At 40.6% G+C, this 17,429-nt stretch carries 18 protein-coding genes and 1 other RNA gene; 8 read left to right on the forward strand and 11 right to left on the reverse strand.

Annotated features, from left to right (window positions below):
• Nucleotides 1-185 precede the first annotated feature (185 nt).
• From aceA to BMZ58_RS20760, 3 genes are all read right to left on the reverse strand, one after another.
• Nucleotides 186-1,478 carry an isocitrate lyase gene (aceA, locus tag BMZ58_RS03705; protein WP_075035222.1) on the reverse strand — a complete coding sequence of 431 codons (1,293 nt, stop codon included), beginning with the start codon at nucleotides 1,476-1,478 and terminating at the stop codon, nucleotides 186-188.
• A 13-nt stretch (nucleotides 1,479-1,491) separates the two neighbouring features.
• Complete coding sequence (aceB, locus tag BMZ58_RS03710; RefSeq protein ID WP_075035223.1) at nucleotides 1,492-3,084, reverse strand: malate synthase A; 1,593 nt, start codon at nucleotides 3,082-3,084, stop codon at nucleotides 1,492-1,494.
• Nucleotides 3,085-3,152: 68 nt separating this feature from the next.
• Nucleotides 3,153-3,263 (reverse strand): YhfH family protein, encoded by a 111-nt coding sequence (locus tag BMZ58_RS20760; protein ID WP_139207281.1) that lies wholly within the window; start codon nucleotides 3,261-3,263, stop codon nucleotides 3,153-3,155.
• Between the two features lie 426 nt (nucleotides 3,264-3,689).
• On the opposite strand from BMZ58_RS20760, the gene BMZ58_RS03715 reads away from it, so the two are divergent.
• Nucleotides 3,690-4,103: a VOC family protein gene (locus BMZ58_RS03715; RefSeq protein WP_075035224.1), complete on the forward strand. Its 414-nt coding sequence runs from the start codon at nucleotides 3,690-3,692 to the stop codon at nucleotides 4,101-4,103.
• Between the two features lie 92 nt (nucleotides 4,104-4,195).
• Here the strand turns inward: BMZ58_RS03715 and BMZ58_RS03720 are convergent, their stop codons facing one another.
• From BMZ58_RS03720 to BMZ58_RS03730, 3 genes are all read right to left on the reverse strand, one after another.
• Nucleotides 4,196-4,768 (reverse strand): histidine phosphatase family protein, encoded by a 573-nt coding sequence (locus tag BMZ58_RS03720; protein WP_075035225.1) that lies wholly within the window; start codon nucleotides 4,766-4,768, stop codon nucleotides 4,196-4,198.
• Between the two features lie 232 nt (nucleotides 4,769-5,000).
• A complete protein-coding gene (ilvD, locus tag BMZ58_RS03725) occupies nucleotides 5,001-6,698 on the reverse strand; it encodes a dihydroxy-acid dehydratase (RefSeq protein WP_075035226.1) in 1,698 nt (565 codons plus the stop codon).
• A gap of 205 nt (nucleotides 6,699-6,903) precedes the next feature.
• On the reverse strand, nucleotides 6,904-7,062 hold the full coding sequence (locus BMZ58_RS03730) for a DUF1540 domain-containing protein (protein ID WP_075035227.1): 159 nt from the start codon (nucleotides 7,060-7,062) through the stop codon (nucleotides 6,904-6,906).
• 241 nt (nucleotides 7,063-7,303) lie between these two features.
• On the opposite strand from BMZ58_RS03730, the gene murB reads away from it, so the two are divergent.
• Entirely contained in the window at nucleotides 7,304-8,224 is a 921-nt protein-coding gene (gene murB, locus BMZ58_RS03735) for a UDP-N-acetylmuramate dehydrogenase (protein ID WP_075035228.1), read from the forward strand.
• Nucleotides 8,225-8,385: 161 nt separating this feature from the next.
• Here murB and BMZ58_RS03740 read toward each other — a convergent pair whose 3' ends face one another.
• A complete protein-coding gene (locus BMZ58_RS03740; protein ID WP_075035229.1) occupies nucleotides 8,386-8,991 on the reverse strand; it encodes a YpjP family protein in 606 nt (201 codons plus the stop codon).
• Between the two features lie 384 nt (nucleotides 8,992-9,375).
• On the opposite strand from BMZ58_RS03740, the gene BMZ58_RS03745 reads away from it, so the two are divergent.
• Nucleotides 9,376-10,005, forward strand: coding sequence for a spore coat protein (locus BMZ58_RS03745; protein WP_075035230.1), 630 nt, complete (start codon nucleotides 9,376-9,378; stop codon nucleotides 10,003-10,005).
• A gap of 296 nt (nucleotides 10,006-10,301) precedes the next feature.
• A complete protein-coding gene (locus BMZ58_RS03750; RefSeq protein ID WP_075035231.1) occupies nucleotides 10,302-11,240 on the forward strand; it encodes an arginine deiminase family protein in 939 nt (312 codons plus the stop codon).
• A 41-nt stretch (nucleotides 11,241-11,281) separates the two neighbouring features.
• Here BMZ58_RS03750 and BMZ58_RS03755 read toward each other — a convergent pair whose 3' ends face one another.
• Nucleotides 11,282-12,415: a zinc-dependent alcohol dehydrogenase gene (locus tag BMZ58_RS03755; RefSeq protein WP_075035617.1), complete on the reverse strand. Its 1,134-nt coding sequence runs from the start codon at nucleotides 12,413-12,415 to the stop codon at nucleotides 11,282-11,284.
• A 304-nt stretch (nucleotides 12,416-12,719) separates the two neighbouring features.
• Here BMZ58_RS03755 and BMZ58_RS03760 point away from each other — a divergent pair, with 304 nt between their 5' ends.
• Together BMZ58_RS03760 and BMZ58_RS03765 are read left to right on the forward strand one after the other, a co-directional pair.
• Nucleotides 12,720-13,160, forward strand: a complete 441-nt coding sequence (locus BMZ58_RS03760; RefSeq protein ID WP_075035232.1) for a YndM family protein — start codon at nucleotides 12,720-12,722, stop codon at nucleotides 13,158-13,160.
• Between the two features lie 201 nt (nucleotides 13,161-13,361).
• Nucleotides 13,362-13,865 carry a DUF3231 family protein gene (locus tag BMZ58_RS03765; protein ID WP_075035233.1) on the forward strand — a complete coding sequence of 168 codons (504 nt, stop codon included), beginning with the start codon at nucleotides 13,362-13,364 and terminating at the stop codon, nucleotides 13,863-13,865.
• A 147-nt stretch (nucleotides 13,866-14,012) separates the two neighbouring features.
• On the opposite strand, the gene BMZ58_RS03770 is transcribed toward BMZ58_RS03765, so the two are convergent.
• The 3 genes from BMZ58_RS03770 to smpB form a co-directional block, all read right to left on the reverse strand.
• Nucleotides 14,013-15,092: a PQQ-dependent sugar dehydrogenase gene (locus BMZ58_RS03770; protein WP_075035234.1), complete on the reverse strand. Its 1,080-nt coding sequence runs from the start codon at nucleotides 15,090-15,092 to the stop codon at nucleotides 14,013-14,015.
• 378 nt (nucleotides 15,093-15,470) lie between these two features.
• Nucleotides 15,471-15,833: a transfer-messenger RNA gene (ssrA, locus tag BMZ58_RS03775) on the reverse strand.
• Between the two features lie 102 nt (nucleotides 15,834-15,935).
• Entirely contained in the window at nucleotides 15,936-16,400 is a 465-nt protein-coding gene (gene smpB / locus BMZ58_RS03780) for an SsrA-binding protein SmpB (RefSeq protein WP_075035235.1), read from the reverse strand.
• A 159-nt stretch (nucleotides 16,401-16,559) separates the two neighbouring features.
• On the opposite strand from smpB, the gene BMZ58_RS03785 reads away from it, so the two are divergent.
• Together BMZ58_RS03785 and BMZ58_RS03790 are read left to right on the forward strand one after the other, a co-directional pair.
• Entirely contained in the window at nucleotides 16,560-17,054 is a 495-nt protein-coding gene (locus tag BMZ58_RS03785) for a GNAT family N-acetyltransferase (protein WP_075035236.1), read from the forward strand.
• A gap of 53 nt (nucleotides 17,055-17,107) precedes the next feature.
• Nucleotides 17,108-17,428 carry a hypothetical protein gene (locus tag BMZ58_RS03790; RefSeq protein ID WP_167360019.1) on the forward strand — a complete coding sequence of 107 codons (321 nt, stop codon included), beginning with the start codon at nucleotides 17,108-17,110 and terminating at the stop codon, nucleotides 17,426-17,428.
• Nucleotide 17,429: the final 1 nt, after the last annotated feature.

Here is a 17,429-nt window from a genome sequence, read left to right on the forward strand (position 1 = left end):
CACTGAAACCAGCTGATAACATACCATATTAATTCACGCCAAAAACTGTGCCTCCACACCACCTGCCACTATTAAATGGTAATAAATGTATGACCTGGTCACCCAAAATATGGGTGACCAGGTCATACATTTATTGGTAATCGTTACACCAAAAAAGCCCACCTATTATGATGGGCTTTATGGAACTATGAATTTGTTATTGTATCAGATGTAAATTGCTCTGCTTCTGTCGATCCTTTCAGTGCTGTAGTAGAAGATGTTCCACCTGAAATCACTTGAGCAACTTCATCGAAGTAACCCGTACCGACTTCCCGTTGGTGCCTCGTTGCAGAATAACCATGAACTTCACTCGCGAACTCCGCTTGTTGCAATTCCGAATATGCTTCCATTCCCCGTTCCTTATAATGGCGAGAAAGTTCAAACATTCCATGATTTAAAGCATGGAATCCAGCTAAAGTCACAAACTGGAATTTATAACCCATTTTACCGAGTTCCCGCTGAAAATTAGCAATGGTCTCGTCATCTAATTTCTTTTTCCAATTAAAAGAAGGAGAACAGTTGTAAGCAAGTAATTTTCCTGGGAAATGTTCATGAATGGCTTCTGCAAAACGACGGGCTTCTTCCAGATTCGGTTCAGAAGTTTCACACCAAACAAGATCTGCATATGGGGCATAAGCTAAACCACGAGCAATGGCCTGATCAAGTCCGGATTTTGTTTTGAAAAATCCTTCAGCAGTTCGTTCACCTGTTAGGAACGGTGCATCATAAGAATCTATGTCGCTTGTGATAAGATCCGCAGCATTGGCATCGGTTCGGGCTATGATGATCGTAGATGTCCCCATCACATCAGCAGCGAAGCGGGCTGAAATCAAGTTTCGAACAGCTGTCTGTGTAGGCAAGAGCACCTTTCCACCGAGATGACCGCATTTTTTCTCAGAAGAAAGCTGATCTTCAAAATGGACAGCAGCGGCCCCCGCTTCAATCATCCCCTTCATCAATTCGAAGACATTCAGCTGTCCTCCGAAACCTGCCTCCGCGTCAGCAACAATTGGAGCAAACCAATCAACCTCTTCGTCTCCTTCCATATGATGAATTTGATCAGCCCTTTGAAGCGCCTGATTGATTCTCTTCACTACTTGTGGAACACTGTTGGCAGGATAGAGACTTTGATCAGGATACATATGTCCGGAAAGATTGGCATCAGCAGCTACTTGCCAACCACTCAAATAGATAGCTTTCAGTCCTGCTTTCACTTGTTGCATGGCTTGATTCCCTGTCAGCGCTCCGAGAGCATGAACATAATCTTCCTCTTTCATCAATCGCCACAATTTTTCTGCCCCTTTTTCAGCCAACGTGTGTTGGATGTCCATCGAACCTCTCAATCGGATAACTTCTTCCGGCTCATATGGTCTTGTTACTCCACCCCAGCGACCTTCATCCTGCCAATCCTGGCGCAACTTTTCTACTCTTTCATTCATATTTTCATCCCCCTTATGGTAGTTCGTTATATGCCTCTAATGTTAAAAATTCAGCAAAATCATCATTACGGATCAATTTATCAAACAGACGAGCAGCTTCTTGATAGGGACCATTTTCAAAAACTTCCTGACCGACTTCCCCACGAATAGCTTCCAATTCTTCCTCTTTCAACCCAGCATAAAGTTCCATGGTAATGTCTCTGTCATCCTCCAATTTCCCTTCCGGGTGTCTGATCCATTGCCAAACCTGGGCTCTTGAAATTTCTGCGGTAGCAGCGTCTTCCATCAAATGATGAATCGGAGCTGCCCCTTTTCCATCTAACCAGGAAGCAATATATTGAATGCCTACGTTTATATTCGTTCGCAACCCTTGTTCGGTAATTACCCCCTTAGGTACTTCCAGAAGTTGGTCAGCATTAAAATTTTGTGAAGAATGCTTCCTATTCAATTGATTTTCTCCCGGCATATGTTTGTCAAATATATCCATCGCTGTCCTCACCATGGCCGGGTGGGCGACCCATGTCCCGTCGTGGCCATCTTTCACTTCCCGCTCTTTATCAGCCCGCACTTTTTCATAGGCCGCTTCATTCTTAGTAGAGTCATTTTTCACTGGAATTTGTGCTGCCATCCCTCCCATAGCATGGGCATTGCGCCGGTGACAAGTTTGAATCGTTAAGAGGGAGTATGCACGCATGAACGGAACCGTCATAGTCACATCGGCACGATCTGGCAGTAGCATATGTTTATCGTTACGGAACTTTTTCAAATAGCTGAAAATGTAATCCCATCGTCCACAATTCAAGCCTGCTGAATGTTCTTTCAACTCATAAAGAATCTCATCCATTTCAAACGCAGCTAGAATCGTTTCAATTAAAACCGTCGCTTTGATTGTTCCTTGGGGGATATTCATGTATTCCTGAGCAAAAACAAATACTTCATTCCACAACCTTGCTTCCTGATGATTCTCGAGCTTGGGTAAATAAAAGTAGGGGCCTGATCCATTTCCAATCAGTCGCTTAGCATTATGATAGAAATAAAGACCAAAATCGACGAGACTTCCTGACAGGTGTTCCTGCTTGTAAGAGATATGTTTCTCTTCCAAATGCCACCCACGTGGGCGGACCTTCAGTACTGCGACATCTTCATTTAGTTCATAGACCTTCCCTCGATTGTTTTCATAGAGAATCGTCCGGTTAATAGCATCTTTTAAGTTCAACTGTCCATGAATGATATTTGACCATGTCGGCGAATTGGCATCCTCAAAATCAGCCATAAAAACTTTCGCACCTGAATTCAGCCCATTAATGACCATTTTCCGATCGACAGGGCCCGTAATTTCTACTCTCCGATCTTTGAGGTCGTTCGGAATGGGGGCAATCGTCCATTCCGAACTTCTAATATCAGCTGTCTCCTTCAAAAAATCTGGGCGCTCCCCTTGATTTATTTTCTCTTGGATAGTTTTACGATTTTCTAGTAGCTGTTTTCGTTTTTCATTGAAGTTCTCATGTAAATGTCTTAAAAACTCCAATGCTTCATCTGTTAAGATTTCATTGAATCTTTCATTCATTGAGGCGTGAATATGCATTTCCGACAATTTTGTTTCCATCGACTCGCCACCTTCTGTTATAGGTTATACCGAATAAAAACTACTGATATATAACAGTCAAAACAAAATTATTCATCTTTCTTTGATAGGCAATGATCACATTCCATCATATAGTTATAGGTGTGACCTTCAATCTTTGAACCACATTGCGGGCATGGGACATTCTGTTGTTTTTTCATTTAAAATCTCCTCCTTCTTTGTTATAACAGAATTATTTTTTGTTATCTGTTATGGTACAGTGTACTGTGCCTAGATTAAAATTGCAACCGTTTTCTGAAAACTTTTTTATTTTGGGCTGTTCTTATATGTATAAATGCTTTGATATCAATGGATGAAGCCTTGAAGTTTTCTTGGACAATACAGTTTTTATTTATTGATCTTCGAACATTCATAAACTCTTTTCCGCATATTTTTGTACGATATCAAAATCGAATTAGGTGCTCCCTCCTTTAATACCTTGACTATAAGAACTGTTTTAGTACAGGTTTAGTAGGTTAGATAGATTAAAATATTACTCGAATAAAAAACGAACGGATGTTCTTGTTTCATAACCTTTAAAGATGTATAATGAATTTGGATAAAAATTCTAAAAGGAGTGTTCACTTATGAAACATCAAGCTACCCCTTATTTCACGTTCAACGGTGAGGCCAAAGATGCTCTTAACTACTACAAAGAAATTTTCGATGGGGAAATTTTGAGCATACAGACATTCGGCGAAGCAGATTTCGAAACACCCCCTGAGATGGATGATCGTATTATGCATGCCCAATTTAAAAAAGAAGCTCTATTTTTTATGATATCGGACTCTTTTCTAGATCAAACCATTGAAAAAGGGAGTAACATTTCATTAGCTTTAGAATTGGATAGTGCTGATGAAATTCACACTTATTACAACCGACTTAAAGAGAATGGAACAGTTCACATGGAATTGCAGGACACCTTCTGGGGAGCTATGTTTGCTAAAGTGGAAGACTCTTTTGGAGTTACGTGGGATTTGAACTTCACAAAAGATCAATAACACGGGGCTGGACAATATCAATTAGTCATCTAAAATACCAGACAGAACTTTTATTTTTGATTAGAAAAGCGGCTCCTTTGTGAGCCGCTTCTCTAATCAATATGAATTGTACAATTAAACCGATCGCAATTCCATTTTCCTTCCCGGAATACGATTTCAGATAAAGATGTATTTTTCATATGTTCGTCTCCTATGTTCTCCTTGTCTAACTCTCTTAACAAATGACTGATCCAGGCCCCGTGGCTGACGACGATAATATTCTGTCCATCATGTTTTTTCAACACTTCATCCATGAATTCTTTTCCACGTGATACAACACTCATAGGCTTTTCCATACCTAAATCCAACATTCGCCAATTTATTCCCCATTTTTCAATTCGTTCCGCTTCGGTAGTCCCTTCAATTTGTCCTCCGCCAGCTTCTTTCAAACGAGAATCAAATTGAACCTCCAGACCAACTTTTTCATGGATAAACCCAGCGGTTTGCTTCGCTCGCAGCAAAGGACTAGAATACAATAGATCCCAATTTTCTTTTTCTAAGCGTTTCGCCAATTTCCTGGCATCCCTTTCCCCCTCTTCGTCTAACGGGATATCCGAACTGCCTTGAGCCCTCTTCTCCTTATTCCATTTGGTACTACCATGTCTGATTAATGCTACCTTCGTCATATGTTCACCAACCTCCTGTCCCCGTTTTCTACAAGTTCCATGAAAAACCCTTCTTCTGTCTATTATTTGCATGATCCCAGGGGAACTAACTAGGTGTTATTTGAGGAAAGGGACCTTCCATTTCGCCCATATTAACCTAGCCTCTTCTCCCCTTAGGCAGCAGCTATTCTAAACTTTTAGATTTAATAAACATAAAAAAAAGACCGCGTTTGAGTGGCGGTCTTCTTTATCATCAATCCAAGTCTAAGTCTGTTACGGCACCTTTAGCAGAGGATGAAACGAGTCTTGCATATTTCGCAAGAACTCCAGACTTATGTTTATGCTCCGGACGCTTCCATTCCTGCTTACGACGCTCATATTCTTCCTCATCAACTTCAAAGTTAATTTGCTGGACATCACTATCAATGGTAACTTTATCACCATCTTGTAACAAGCCAATCGGACCACCTACAAAGGCTTCAGGGGACACGTGACCAATTACAAATCCGTGAGATCCTCCTGAAAAACGCCCGTCCGTCAGCAAGGCTACTTTTCCTCCTAGACCTTTACCAACAATCATTGCCGTGATCGATAACATCTCTGGCATCCCAGGTCCGCCCTTTGGCCCGACGTTACGTATGACAAGCACATCGCCTTCCTTAATTTCGTCATTAACGATGGCTTCTGTCGCTTCGTCTTCACTGTCATAAACACGAGCAGGTCCTTCGAAGCGGCTGATTTTCTGACCTGACATTTTAGCAACAGCGCCTTCAGGTGCCAGGTTCCCCTTCAGAACCACTAACGGTCCCTTTGGTTTGATCGGCTTGTCAAAAGGAACGATCACTTTCTGCCCTTCTTTTAATGAAGGGACTTCTGCCAAGTTTTCAGCCACTGTTTTCCCTGTAACAGTCAAACAATCCCCATGCAGTAACCCTTCTTCTAAGAGCAGCTTCATCACAGCAGGTACGCCACCACTCTCGTATAAATCTTGCATGACATATTTACCACTCGGTTTCATATCTGCAATATGTGGAACCTCTTGTCTAATTCGTTCAAAATCATCCAAATCTAGATCGACACCCGCAGAATGAGCAATGGCTAGCAGGTGAAGGAACGCATTTGTCGACCCGCCTAAAGCCATCACAACTGTAATTGCATTTTCAAAAGCTTCCTTTGTCATGATGTCGCGAGGATAGATTTCCTTCTCAAGCAGTTCAATCACCATTTCACCTGCTTGTTCACACTCCGACTCTTTATAATCATTTACTGCAGGCGTGGAGGAAGACCCCGGTATACTCATTCCTAGAGCTTCCACCGCTGAGGCCATCGTATTAGCCGTATACATCCCGCCACAGGCACCTGCACCAGGACAAGCATTACATTCCACTTTATGGAGTTGCTCTTCATCTATATTACCCTCATGATACTGGCCTACAGCTTCAAAGGAAGAAACAAGATCTATATCTTTACCGTCTAACTTTCCAGGTTGAATCGTCCCCCCATACACATACACAGAAGGGATATTCAACCGTCCGATGGAAATTAAACAGCCTGGTGTCGTTTTGTCACAGCCTCCAATCGCTACAATTCCATCCAAGCGTTCAGCATTTGTGACGGTTTCGATTGAATCGGCTATTACCTCTCGACTAGGTAGGGAATAGAACATCCCTTCATGCCCCATCGCTATCCCGTCTGCAACAGTTATAGTATTGAAAATCATCGGGGCTCCACCATTATTACTAGCACCGCTCTTTGCTTCACGAGCTAATTTGTCGATATGTACGTTACACGGGGTCACCTCACTCCATGTACTCGCAATACCGATCATCGGCTTTTTGAAATCTTCATCGGTAAACCCTACGGCTCTTAACATAGATCGGTTCGGGGCTCGATTGACGCCTTCACTGATGACTTTACTTTTTATTCTCAAATCTTTTTTTGTTTTATCCATCCCTTACACCCCTTATAGAATAATTAAGACATATAATTTTTTGTTAATGAAAACAACTTACCATGATGATACTAACAAGTGAGAGGCATGGCAATGACTTTTCAGAAAATAGTAAACATTCCGCACTATTTAAGCGCTTTCATATACCGAAAAAAATGAAAAAAAGGCCTGCTCCATGAGCAGACCTCTATCTATAGGGGTGAACCTACACATTCGCAGGTTTAAATGTTTTACAATCCGTCTCTTCGCTGTGACTTGCTCGTTTCCCTTTATGGCTGACGACGAAAATTTCTTCAGCACCACAAATTTCTCCATCACGGTTATATACACAGTTTCGAACTTCACATTTAACATCCTGAGCCATCTTCCCACACCTCCCTATAGCTATTATTGTCTATCCGATCGCAAACGAATATTCTTGGCAGTAATCCCCATTCCACATTGTAAAATCTCCTACTCAATGACCAGAAGGATTTATGGTAAAATAGAGAGCGTGATTAAAATACGCAAAGTGAACCTTTCGCCCGTAACTTCATAAATTGTGATAAGAGACGTGCGTAAGTTAGCCCCATCAGAATTTAACAACTAATATAGGACTGGTGTTCATGGATAAGAAACAAAAAATTTATAACAAGCTGATGAAACTCGTCAAAGAGGAAAATGTGAAAGTGGATGAAATGCTGAAAGACCATTTGTACACGAGGCTAGGAGGAAAAGCAGACTTTTTCATCACGCCAACCTCTTATGAGGAAGTGCAAAATGTTGTGAAGTTATCAAACGAAGACGATATTCCTTTCACTCTGCTTGGAAACGGCTCAAATTTGATTATTAAAGACGGAGGAATTCGTGGAATCGTGATTAATTTAAAACATCTCGATTCCATATTCTCTGATGGTGACACGGTGGTGGCCCAAAGTGGAGCCCGTATAATCGACGCTTCCCGTTATGCTCTTGAAAAACATTTATCTGGACTAGAATTTGCCTGTGGGATTCCAGGAACTGTTGGCGGCGCCTTATATATGAATGCAGGAGCTTATGGAGGAGAAATTAAAGACGTGCTGGAATACGCTTATGTGGTTGATAAACACGGAAACTTAGTAAAGCGAATGGCGTCTGAACTCGATCTTGATTACCGCACGAGCAACATTCCGGATAGCGGAGATATTGTCGTGGAAGCTACTTTTAATTTAAAGCCGGCTCAATACAGTGAGATTAAAGCTGTCATGGATGATTTAACTAATAAACGTGAATCCAAACAGCCTCTGGAATACCCGTCATGCGGAAGTGTCTTCAAACGACCTCCTGGATATTTTGCAGGTAAATTGATTCAAGATAGTGAACTTCAGGGAACGAATATCGGTGGGGCTGAAGTCTCCACAAAGCATGCAGGGTTCATTGTCAATAAGGACAATGCATCCACCTCTGACTATATTTCGTTGATTGAACATGTGCAAAAAACAGTCAAAGAAAGATTCGGGGTGGACCTCGAAAGAGAAGTACGGATCATCGGGGAAGATAAAAAATAATCTTAAAGAGCCTGCGTTATTGGAAGCGCAGGCTCTTTTTCGTTTCTTTTTAGATAGATCTTTTGATTTTGATCCCAACCGCATTTCTGGAATATCCTGAAGCAGGTGTCATGCAAGACAAAAATAAACAAAAGCGATCCCGTTCGGGGTCACCTTTGTTGTTAAGACATCCATTTCGGAGGAGTATTCTTTTCCCAATATACCTCTCCGATTTCATGGTGTTTTGTGAAGTTATCCTCTTGCAAGTGATAATGGAAGTTGAACCAATATCCTTCGCTGGGACGTTTATCTCTGCGTACATGGAATCTGGCAACTTCCTCTTGAGTCTGTTTATTATAGATATTGAATATTTTTTCACCATAACCTGGTGCAGGTTCTTCTGTTATTTCATAATAAGGGACTGCATCTGTATCCGCTGAGAGAAGGATGTCTTCCATAACCTCTTCCATCTTAGGTAAAATTGTCGCAGTCATATCTTCATCGACCTTACTAATAATGCGAGGTCCCATTTTTGCCATTGTTTGTTTTTTCGCTTCATTAGTAATCGCATCAATCCACTCACCCGTAGTAACTGATTGTTCCGGTAATTGTGGATTAAAATCCAGCTCTTCTTCGGTAAGCTGATCTTCCTTAGAAGCAATCGTTGCATTGTCAGATACTGCTTTCTTCTCTGCAGCGTCCGTATCTATTTGCGTTGATGGCACATACATGCCTAACGTCAACAATGATATGAGAACGACGAATACTCTTCGCATTAAAGGTTTCATTGAGGATATCTCCCTTTTATGTATTCTATCTTTTATTGTATCACTTTTATAGGTGTTGTCCATAAGTCAAAAAAACCGTTTCCAAAAACCCATTTACTTTAAGCCTTCCGTTCTGTTTAAGATGCATGGAGTGACTCAGTATTTTTCTCCTTTATGACGAAATAACATCTTTCCAAATATACAAAAACGTAACAGATTTGATCACTTCTTTTCCTGGAGCATTGCTATTTTTTCAAGGCTGAACTTTCTCCTCTCCTGCCTTCATTTCTTAAATCCCTATTGAGGAACGATCTTGTTTCATCCTAGGATTTTTCCTAATGCCCATACATGTTTGCCAAAGATAAGGAAACCTTAAGGAAGAAAAAGTCACAAGGAGGATGGATTATGAATCCAAACCAAAATCAGAATCAAAATCAACAACAGGGAATGCAAATACCTTCACATATGATGAACCCGAATCATGGCGGTCATGAGTTATATGACGCCCACGAGGTCATTGCAGGCATAATCAGCATGCTAGATCAGTACCAGATGTATGCCCAGCATATACAGGACCAGGAATTACAATCTATCCAGCAGCGTCAACATGCATTTGTCACGCAGATGTACAATACAATCGTGCAAAGTTTTAGTAGTGGGCAAGATCCCTCACAGAAAACTCAGCAATACCAAATGCAGCAAAGCAATGATGTCGTATATGGCCTGAAACCTGGTCAACCGGAAAAACCGAACCAATCTGTTAATGAATTATCTGATAAAGGTCTTTCTGCCTATATGCTTGGTCATACCAAAACGCTCGCGACATTACTGTCCATGACAGCCCTGGAAATGACAAACCCTGTGTTGCGAAGAGTGATTGCGGACAGCGTTCCTAACTTTATCGAAATGAGCTATGAAATCTTCCTTTATCAAAACAAAAATGGGTATTACCAAGTCCCTCAATTACAACAGCAGGACATGAAACAAATGTTACAAGGCTATACAACTGTTTCTCAAGGAAACGCAACCCATTAAATGAACAAATATATCATGGCGTCCTGGAAAACGGGCATTTTATCTATGATCGTTTCCCTCTATACGTCAACGAAGCCGCTCCCCGGTCAGAGAGCGGCTTTTTTGATTTGTGAATGAAATCTCCTATTTTCAGCTGAATGGGGAGCTGTACACCTAAACTCACCTACAGAATCCCGCATCCTGTTCGTCTTTCCCTTCATATTTTTCGTTCGTTTAAGTTCGATATAAGTAGTGAAGAATGATTTTCCACTCAACGGAGAAAGTATCAAAGAGAGAAAAAGGAGTGTAGTTGCATTATGCTAAAACCAAACTGCTGGAATGAACATGATGAACTTAAATCTGTGATCGTGTGTTCGCCCACTACCCTTAGTATTCCTGACAGCCAAACAGCTACGGATGTACGTTGGGGAAAAAAGGCGGACAATAAAGTAATGAGGGAAAATTTTCATGAAATGGTCCAAACTTTAGAAAGAGAAGGAGCTCAGGTAACGGACTATTCTACTTTTCTTTCTGAAGATGATCATTCCTTTCACGAACAACTGATTGACAGAATGTACGTTCGGGATCTTGCTTGTGTATTCGGATCGCAAGTCATACCGGGGGAGGCAGGTACCTCTATAAGAAGACCAGAATATGTGCACGCCCATAAAATTTTCGCCAAATGGTTTTCTGAAGACCAATTCTTATTGGAATGGAAAACTTCCGCCAATGCCCTCGAACATGGGGATGTATTTGTTCTTAGCAAGGATGCTGTCTTCATTAACGTTGGGTTGCGATCGAGCTACGAAAGTGCCCTTGTACTATATAAAATATTAATACAACTCGGATTCTCTGAGATAGGCATCATCGACCTTCCCCGCCGCGCGGATAGCGTTCATTTGGATATGACCTTAAATGTGGCAGGTCCTGGAATAATTTTAGCGAAAAGTTATTTGCGCTATTTCCCTGTAGAAATCTTAACAGAAACAGGTAACACTTATGTAATGATGCATGAATTCCTCCAACGTCATGGTTTTGATGTCATTTGGAATGATGAAATTAAAAATACCGCAGCCGATATTAATTTTATTAATCTCGATCCAGAAACACTGCTCCTAAGCACAAAAGCGAATAAGAAAATTTTCCGTCATGAAAAATTAAAGAAAAAACGGCTCATTGAGATTAATGTAGATGAACTAGAAAGCGGTGGTGGTGGAATTCGCTGTATGACCTTGCCGGTCGAACGCCGACCATAGAAAATGGACATCCTAATATGGGATGTCCATTTCCTTATTGGTTAAGGTTTTAGTACGACTTTAATACATCCATCTTTTTTACTATTAAACATCTTGTATCCTTTAGGGGCCTCATCTAATGGCATTTTATGAGTAATGATTCGAGTCGGATCCAGTTTTTCTGCAACAATTTGTTCATAAATGGTATCCATGTAGGTTCTAGCATGAGCCTGCCCCATTTTTATTTGTATATTTCTAGAAAAGAATGCTCCTAATGGAAACAGATTATAATTCCCTCCATATACCCCGGTCAATTGGAGAGTTCCACACTTCTTCACCGCTTTTGATGCAATTTGGATCGCCCCTAGTGTCCCACCTTGCAGTTTTAACTTTTGCTCTGCCAACTCTAAAGCCGATTTTTTTCCATCCATACCAACACAGTCAATGACGATGTCAGCCCCACCCTTTGTTTCCTCTTTCAGCACTTCCCCCATGTCTTTATGGACAGTGAAATTAAATACTTCGCTATGATTCACTTTCCTGGAATGTTCTAACCGTTCTTCCACATAGTCAACTGCGATTACCCTTTCGGCCCCTTTTTTCCATGCAAAATGTTGAGCCATCAAACCTATTGGACCGGAGCCTAAGACAATCACCGTGTCACCTTGTTTCACACCAGCATTTTCCACACTCCAATAAGCAGTCGGTAATACATCAGACAAAAATAACAAAGATTCATCTTCTAGTTCACATTCTTGTGGAATTTTAAAGGGCGTGTAGTTTCCAAATGGAACGCGTAAATATTCTGCTTGTCCTCCAGGATGATTCCCAAATTTCTCACTATAACCAAAATAGCCTCCTGAATCATAATGAGGGTTGGCATGATCACATTGACTTTCCTGGTGGGAGTTACAATAAATACAGTTTCCACACGCGACCGTAAATGGGATAACGACTCGATCTCCAACTTTCACCTTTGTTACTTTCGGCCCCGCCTCTTCCACGATCCCCATTGGCTCGTGCCCGATAATATATCCTATAGGCAACGGATAATTTCCCTGGTATAAATGGAGGTCTGACCCACAAATCGCCGTCGACGTGACCCGTATGATTATATCGTCTTCTTTTTCAATTTTCGGGTAGGGTACTTTTTTAACAGCTACCGAATACTTCCCTTGATAAGTCACAGCTTTCATTATTCCTTCTCCTTGCTTTTCACTTTTATAACTTTCCTTATAGTTGCCAATATCTTTATATTTCATGCGCACATTTTCTTTATTTAAACAGTAACCAGAGATGTTTTATTCAGGCATTCAGAACAGCCTTCCCTTTGCTTTCTTTAGTGACTTGGATAGTGGGGAAAGCACAATCGTAAGGGAGTACTTATATCATTTGCTTTTCAAATCCTGCATATTTGTAGGGCGGCATCTAAAATTGTTATTTATTTTTATGAATCAGGGAAAGGTTATGAGCAAATGATACAGTAAAGGAGGTGTATTTATGGAACACGTAAAGTTACTAGCCATGAAGTTTTTGTTTACTTTTGCCATCCTCTTCATCATTCTAGGGGCCGGCTTTGATGTATCCTTCGGGAATGTATTTTTGATCACTTTAGTGTTAAGTGCTGTCGGGTATTTTATTGGTGATCGGATGATCCTCTCCAGAACTAAAAATACGACTGCTACCATCGCAGACTTTGTATTAGTCTTTGGTGTAGTGTATTTTATGACAGATGCACTTACCGTGGGGGATGATGTCTTTGAAGCCACAGCTATATCCGCCATTTCTCTAGCTATTTTTGAATATTTCTTCCACCAATCTGTAGCAAGGACACTAGATGGAGAAGAAAGAGAAGAGAAAAATGAAGGTGTTGCTCCTACAGGTGAATTAAGTACAGAAGCGTCGGAAGAAATTTATCCTTACGATGAAGATAAAAAGTAAAAACACGAAGCGGGAGAATGATTCATTTTCCCGCTTTTTATTTTTTCCGATAGTTAAAGCGAGTGAGCCATTTCCATATATGATCTATTACACCCCGGATAGAGCATGTTCCGCGTGGTTCTTATCACCAAAATATAGAAGAATAATTCTTCTCAACACACTCATAATAGCTTTGTAAGTTACTTTAAGGAGTGAATCCAGATGGGAATCATGAGTGGAAATCAACAAAATGAACCATTACACTACGGAGAGGTTTTTAGCCTTTGGAGTTACCTTTATGTTGCAAAGGGAAATTCAGCGAGCTACCAAACATTGTATAACCACGCTGGGGATAAAGAATTAAAGAGACTTTTAGAAGAATTGATACAAGGAATCAAACAAGAGACGAAAGAGATTGAAGAGATCTTAAAAATCAACGGTGTTGCACTGCCACTAGCCCCTCCAGAAAGACCAGTAGCTGATGCAGAAGACATTCCTGTAGGAGCAAGAGTGAATGATCCCGAAATAAGTGCGGCAATTTCTTTAAATATCGCTCAAGGTCTGGTTGCTTGCAGTCAAGCGATCGGACAATCGAGCAGAGAAGATATCGCCATGTTATTCGGCCAGTTTCATATGAATAAAGCACAAGCAGGAGCGAAAGCTTTGCGTTTGAATAAAGAAAAAGGCTGGTTAGTAATACCTCCTACACATAAGACAACAAAATAACACTTAGTAAAGGCACAAGCTAATGCTCGTGCCTTTTCTGTATTTTCAGGTGAGTTTATCCTTACTTGCAGTAAAATTCATTATAAGATTTTAATGTAAAGACAAATGAATTATTTGATCGTAACTTTATTTTCCACTAAACTCCTTTTACCTTTCCAGGCTTGATAGTGGTATTTTATATAGTTTATCGTCATTATCTTCCGGATTGCCACGACCATCTGTATTATTACTTATAAAGTAAAGAGAACCATCTACAATTAAGACATCCCGAAGCCTCCCCAGTCCGGTTATCACTTCCCGATGTTCCTTTTCATCAAGGTCAAATTCTAATAATGCAGATCCTCTGAGTGCTGCAACATACAATCTTCCATCATAATAATCCATGCCAGAGGGTGCCCAAGTCTCATTCTCTCCGGAAGTAAATAAAGGTGGAACCATACCTTCTTGTTCCTCATGACCTTCTATAATAGGCCAACCATAATTTTGACCGGGTTCTATTAGATTGATTTCATCATTTGCGTTATCTCCGTGCTCACTGGCGTAAATAAACCCCTCAGACGACCAGGTGATTCCTTGAGGATTACGATGTCCATAACTATATACATAAGAATTTGGAAACGGATTATCACTTGGGATAGATCCATCAAGATTCATCCTTAGAACTTTGCCTCCAAGAGAATGAAGGTCCTGGGCAATATCTTCTTCATAACCATCCCCTGTTGTGGCATAAAGGTTTCCATCAGGGCCTATTTTGATTCTCCCTCCATGATGCCATGAACCACTTGGGATGTTATCCAGAAGTAAGCTCTCTTCTCTCCATACATCATCTTCCAAACGCAGTTCAATTATACGATTAAATTGCCCCTTACTGTTTTCATAAGTATAGTAAGCATATGCTGATTTCGACTCAGAAAAGTCAGGGGATAGTACAAACCCTAATAATCCCGCTTCTGAAGCTGTCGCGATTTCTTTCTCAAGCTCTACATTTTGGCGTATGACTTCCCCCTCTTCTATTTTCACAATATTTCCTGGTCTTTCTATGATATAGAAGGTATCGTTATGTTTTTCGATAGACCATGGGACGTCAAGGTTTTCAGTAACCACTTCGACTTCTGGATTTTCCTGTCCATTAGTAGTTTGTTCACTCCCAGAGTTTTGTTGCTCATTCTCTGAACATCCACCGATAAAAAGTAATGTTAAAACTATTATGGATAGAATTTTTTTCAACTAGAATCCCCTCACCTTTGCCAAATACTTTTAGCTATTATCAAAGTTAAAACCTTCATAATGAAATAAATGGATTTTCCCAGGAGGAAGGAATGTTAAAATTCTTCCCCAGTTTTCTTTTTGTTAATCTTTTTCTACAAATTACACTGTCTTTCTCTAATCTTCTTAAGAAAAATCAACCTTCTTGTTTGTAATACCTGTTTTTTAAAAGGTTCTTACTGTTTAACTTTTAGTAAAATATCTGAGGTCCGACCGAATGTTATAGAGCCAATATACAAGTAAAAAAGCCTGCAAACACATAATGTTTACAGACTTAGATGGTCATATATATTTTCTTAGTTCAAGTCACCTATATAAAAAAACCACCAATTTATGTATTGGTGGAGACGGTGGGAGTCGAACCCACGTCCGGAGATATCGGCACTCGGGCTTCTACGAGCGTAGTCGATATATTATATTTCGCTACCTCTTCGACCTATCGACAGGCTTCCAAGGAGCTAGCCTGTTTAGTCTCTTCGTTTTTCCTCAGGCGGTGGAAAAACGCGTAGCCCACTTTAGTTTGAGACCCTTCATCTAGCACATGGGCGATGCCAGGAAGGATCAGCTATAGACTACTTACGCAGCTACAGCTAGGTTTTCGTTAGATTCGCCAGTTATATTTAGGCAAATGACGGTTTTACGAGGCGTCGCTCGACTCGCGACCCGAGCTCGACCTATCCCCGTCGAATCCGTAACGTCCCCGTTAGGATTAAAGGGATAACAGTCAAGCTGTTCATCCATGTCGTGTTGACGACAATTACTATTATAGCAGAAAAATATTATTTTTCAAGGGGTGCAGTTATTTTAACGCAAACTATCCTTGATAGCGCGATCAATTTCACGCTTCTGCTGTTTACGCTTCAAGTCTTCCCGCTTATCATATTTTTTCTTACCTCGGCCGACACCAAGCAACACTTTTGCTACACCGTTCTTAATGTAGACCTTTAATGGAACTAAGGAATACCCTTTTTGTTGTGTTTGTCCAATCAGCTGGTTAATTTCCTTCCGATGCATCAATAATTTGCGGGCACGCGTGGGATCATGATTGAAAATATTGCCTTGTTCATATGGAGAGATATGCATATTATGCACATATACTTCTCCTTTATTTATACGTGCAAAGCTGTCTTTTAAGTTAAGACGACCGTTGCGAATTGATTTGATTTCCGTCCCTTGCAATACAATACCTGCTTCGAACGTCTCTTCAATCGCAAAATCGTGACGGGCTTTTTTATTTTGCGCTAACGTTTTTCCATGTCCTCGTGGCATACGGTTTTCCTCCTCTATTGCGTTCCTTTATTGTATCAAATGTAAATGCTATTTCCAATTCTAAAGGACGAGTGAAATATAATTTATCTGAATAGACTTTTGCTGTCAGCATGTGAGAATATATGGATGCAGAACGTTATCTTAAAGGAGATCGATCTTATGGAACAAGTGATGAACGTTAAACCATTGACAATAGACGATTACACTGCTCTACAAGCGATGGAAACAGGAATAGAAGATGATTATGTCGTTCGAATTTTCGATCGCTTAATTGAATCAGAAACACACGAACTTTTCGGACTTTTTCATGAAGGACAAATGCTTGCCGTGGGAGGCTATAGTTTATTCGGGCAAGGGAAGTTTGCGATGTTAGGCCGATTACGGAGTGACCGCCGTTTTCAAATGAAAGGGAATGCAACCGAACTTTTAAAACCTATTGTTGATCAGTTGAAAAGGGATCCACGGGTAGGTTGGATTGGGGCCAATACCCATTTAGGGAACCTGCCGGCAAGAAGAGTCCTGGATAAATTAGGAATTAATCAGGGGCCTGCCATTCATTATCTAACTTTGAAGCGTCCTGACCTATTATCAGGTCATACCAAAGGTCCTGTCTGGAACCCTGTCAATGATTTACAAAAAAACGCACACTCCTAAACCGACTGAATGAAAATGCCCTAGGGATGTTCCCATATGAATGTTATTATCCTTTGCCATTCGATGATAAATTGTTTACAGATGAATATTTAAATGAGGCTGCTTTTTACGAAAGCCTTGATCGAACTCGTTTCGTGATTATTAAAAATGATACCAAAAAATATGATTACTCCCACGTTAAATATTTCTGGAATGATCATTATCAACAACCAGGCTTTTTTGAAACACTCCTCGAACATTGGAACAACAATCCTGACAATGTTGGGTGCTGGATTGATTTTTCTGACGAGGGATTTAAGCATATACCTGAACTGACCGCCTACGATGTACAAGAGCCCTGGGTTCTTTATGGATTGTGGAAAGAGGATGAATAGT

The sequence above is a fragment of the Halobacillus dabanensis genome (assembly GCF_900114165.1).
In the GTDB taxonomy this organism is placed as follows: Bacteria; Bacillota; Bacilli; order Bacillales; family Halobacillaceae; genus Halobacillus; species Halobacillus dabanensis.

Excerpts from the sequence above, each read along its gene's own strand:
- aceA (WP_075035222.1), bottom strand. The coding sequence starts at position 1,478 with ATGAATGAAAGAGTAGAAAAGTTGCGCCAGGATTGGCAGGATGAAGGT.
- aceB (WP_075035223.1), bottom strand. The coding sequence starts at position 3,084 with ATGGAAACAAAATTGTCGGAAATGCATATTCACGCCTCAATGAATGAA.
- BMZ58_RS20760 (WP_139207281.1), bottom strand. The coding sequence starts at position 3,263 with ATGAAAAAACAACAGAATGTCCCATGCCCGCAATGTGGTTCAAAGATT.
- BMZ58_RS03715 (WP_075035224.1), top strand. The coding sequence starts at position 3,690 with ATGAAACATCAAGCTACCCCTTATTTCACGTTCAACGGTGAGGCCAAA.
- BMZ58_RS03720 (WP_075035225.1), bottom strand. The coding sequence starts at position 4,768 with ATGACGAAGGTAGCATTAATCAGACATGGTAGTACCAAATGGAATAAG.
- ilvD (WP_075035226.1), bottom strand. The coding sequence starts at position 6,698 with ATGGATAAAACAAAAAAAGATTTGAGAATAAAAAGTAAAGTCATCAGT.
- BMZ58_RS03730 (WP_075035227.1), bottom strand. The coding sequence starts at position 7,062 with ATGGCTCAGGATGTTAAATGTGAAGTTCGAAACTGTGTATATAACCGT.
- murB (WP_075035228.1), top strand. The coding sequence starts at position 7,304 with ATGGATAAGAAACAAAAAATTTATAACAAGCTGATGAAACTCGTCAAA.
- BMZ58_RS03740 (WP_075035229.1), bottom strand. The coding sequence starts at position 8,991 with ATGAAACCTTTAATGCGAAGAGTATTCGTCGTTCTCATATCATTGTTG.
- BMZ58_RS03745 (WP_075035230.1), top strand. The coding sequence starts at position 9,376 with ATGAATCCAAACCAAAATCAGAATCAAAATCAACAACAGGGAATGCAA.
- BMZ58_RS03750 (WP_075035231.1), top strand. The coding sequence starts at position 10,302 with ATGCTAAAACCAAACTGCTGGAATGAACATGATGAACTTAAATCTGTG.
- BMZ58_RS03755 (WP_075035617.1), bottom strand. The coding sequence starts at position 12,415 with ATGAAAGCTGTGACTTATCAAGGGAAGTATTCGGTAGCTGTTAAAAAA.
- BMZ58_RS03760 (WP_075035232.1), top strand. The coding sequence starts at position 12,720 with ATGGAACACGTAAAGTTACTAGCCATGAAGTTTTTGTTTACTTTTGCC.
- BMZ58_RS03765 (WP_075035233.1), top strand. The coding sequence starts at position 13,362 with ATGGGAATCATGAGTGGAAATCAACAAAATGAACCATTACACTACGGA.
- smpB (WP_075035235.1), bottom strand. The coding sequence starts at position 16,400 with ATGCCACGAGGACATGGAAAAACGTTAGCGCAAAATAAAAAAGCCCGT.
- BMZ58_RS03785 (WP_075035236.1), top strand. The coding sequence starts at position 16,560 with ATGGAACAAGTGATGAACGTTAAACCATTGACAATAGACGATTACACT.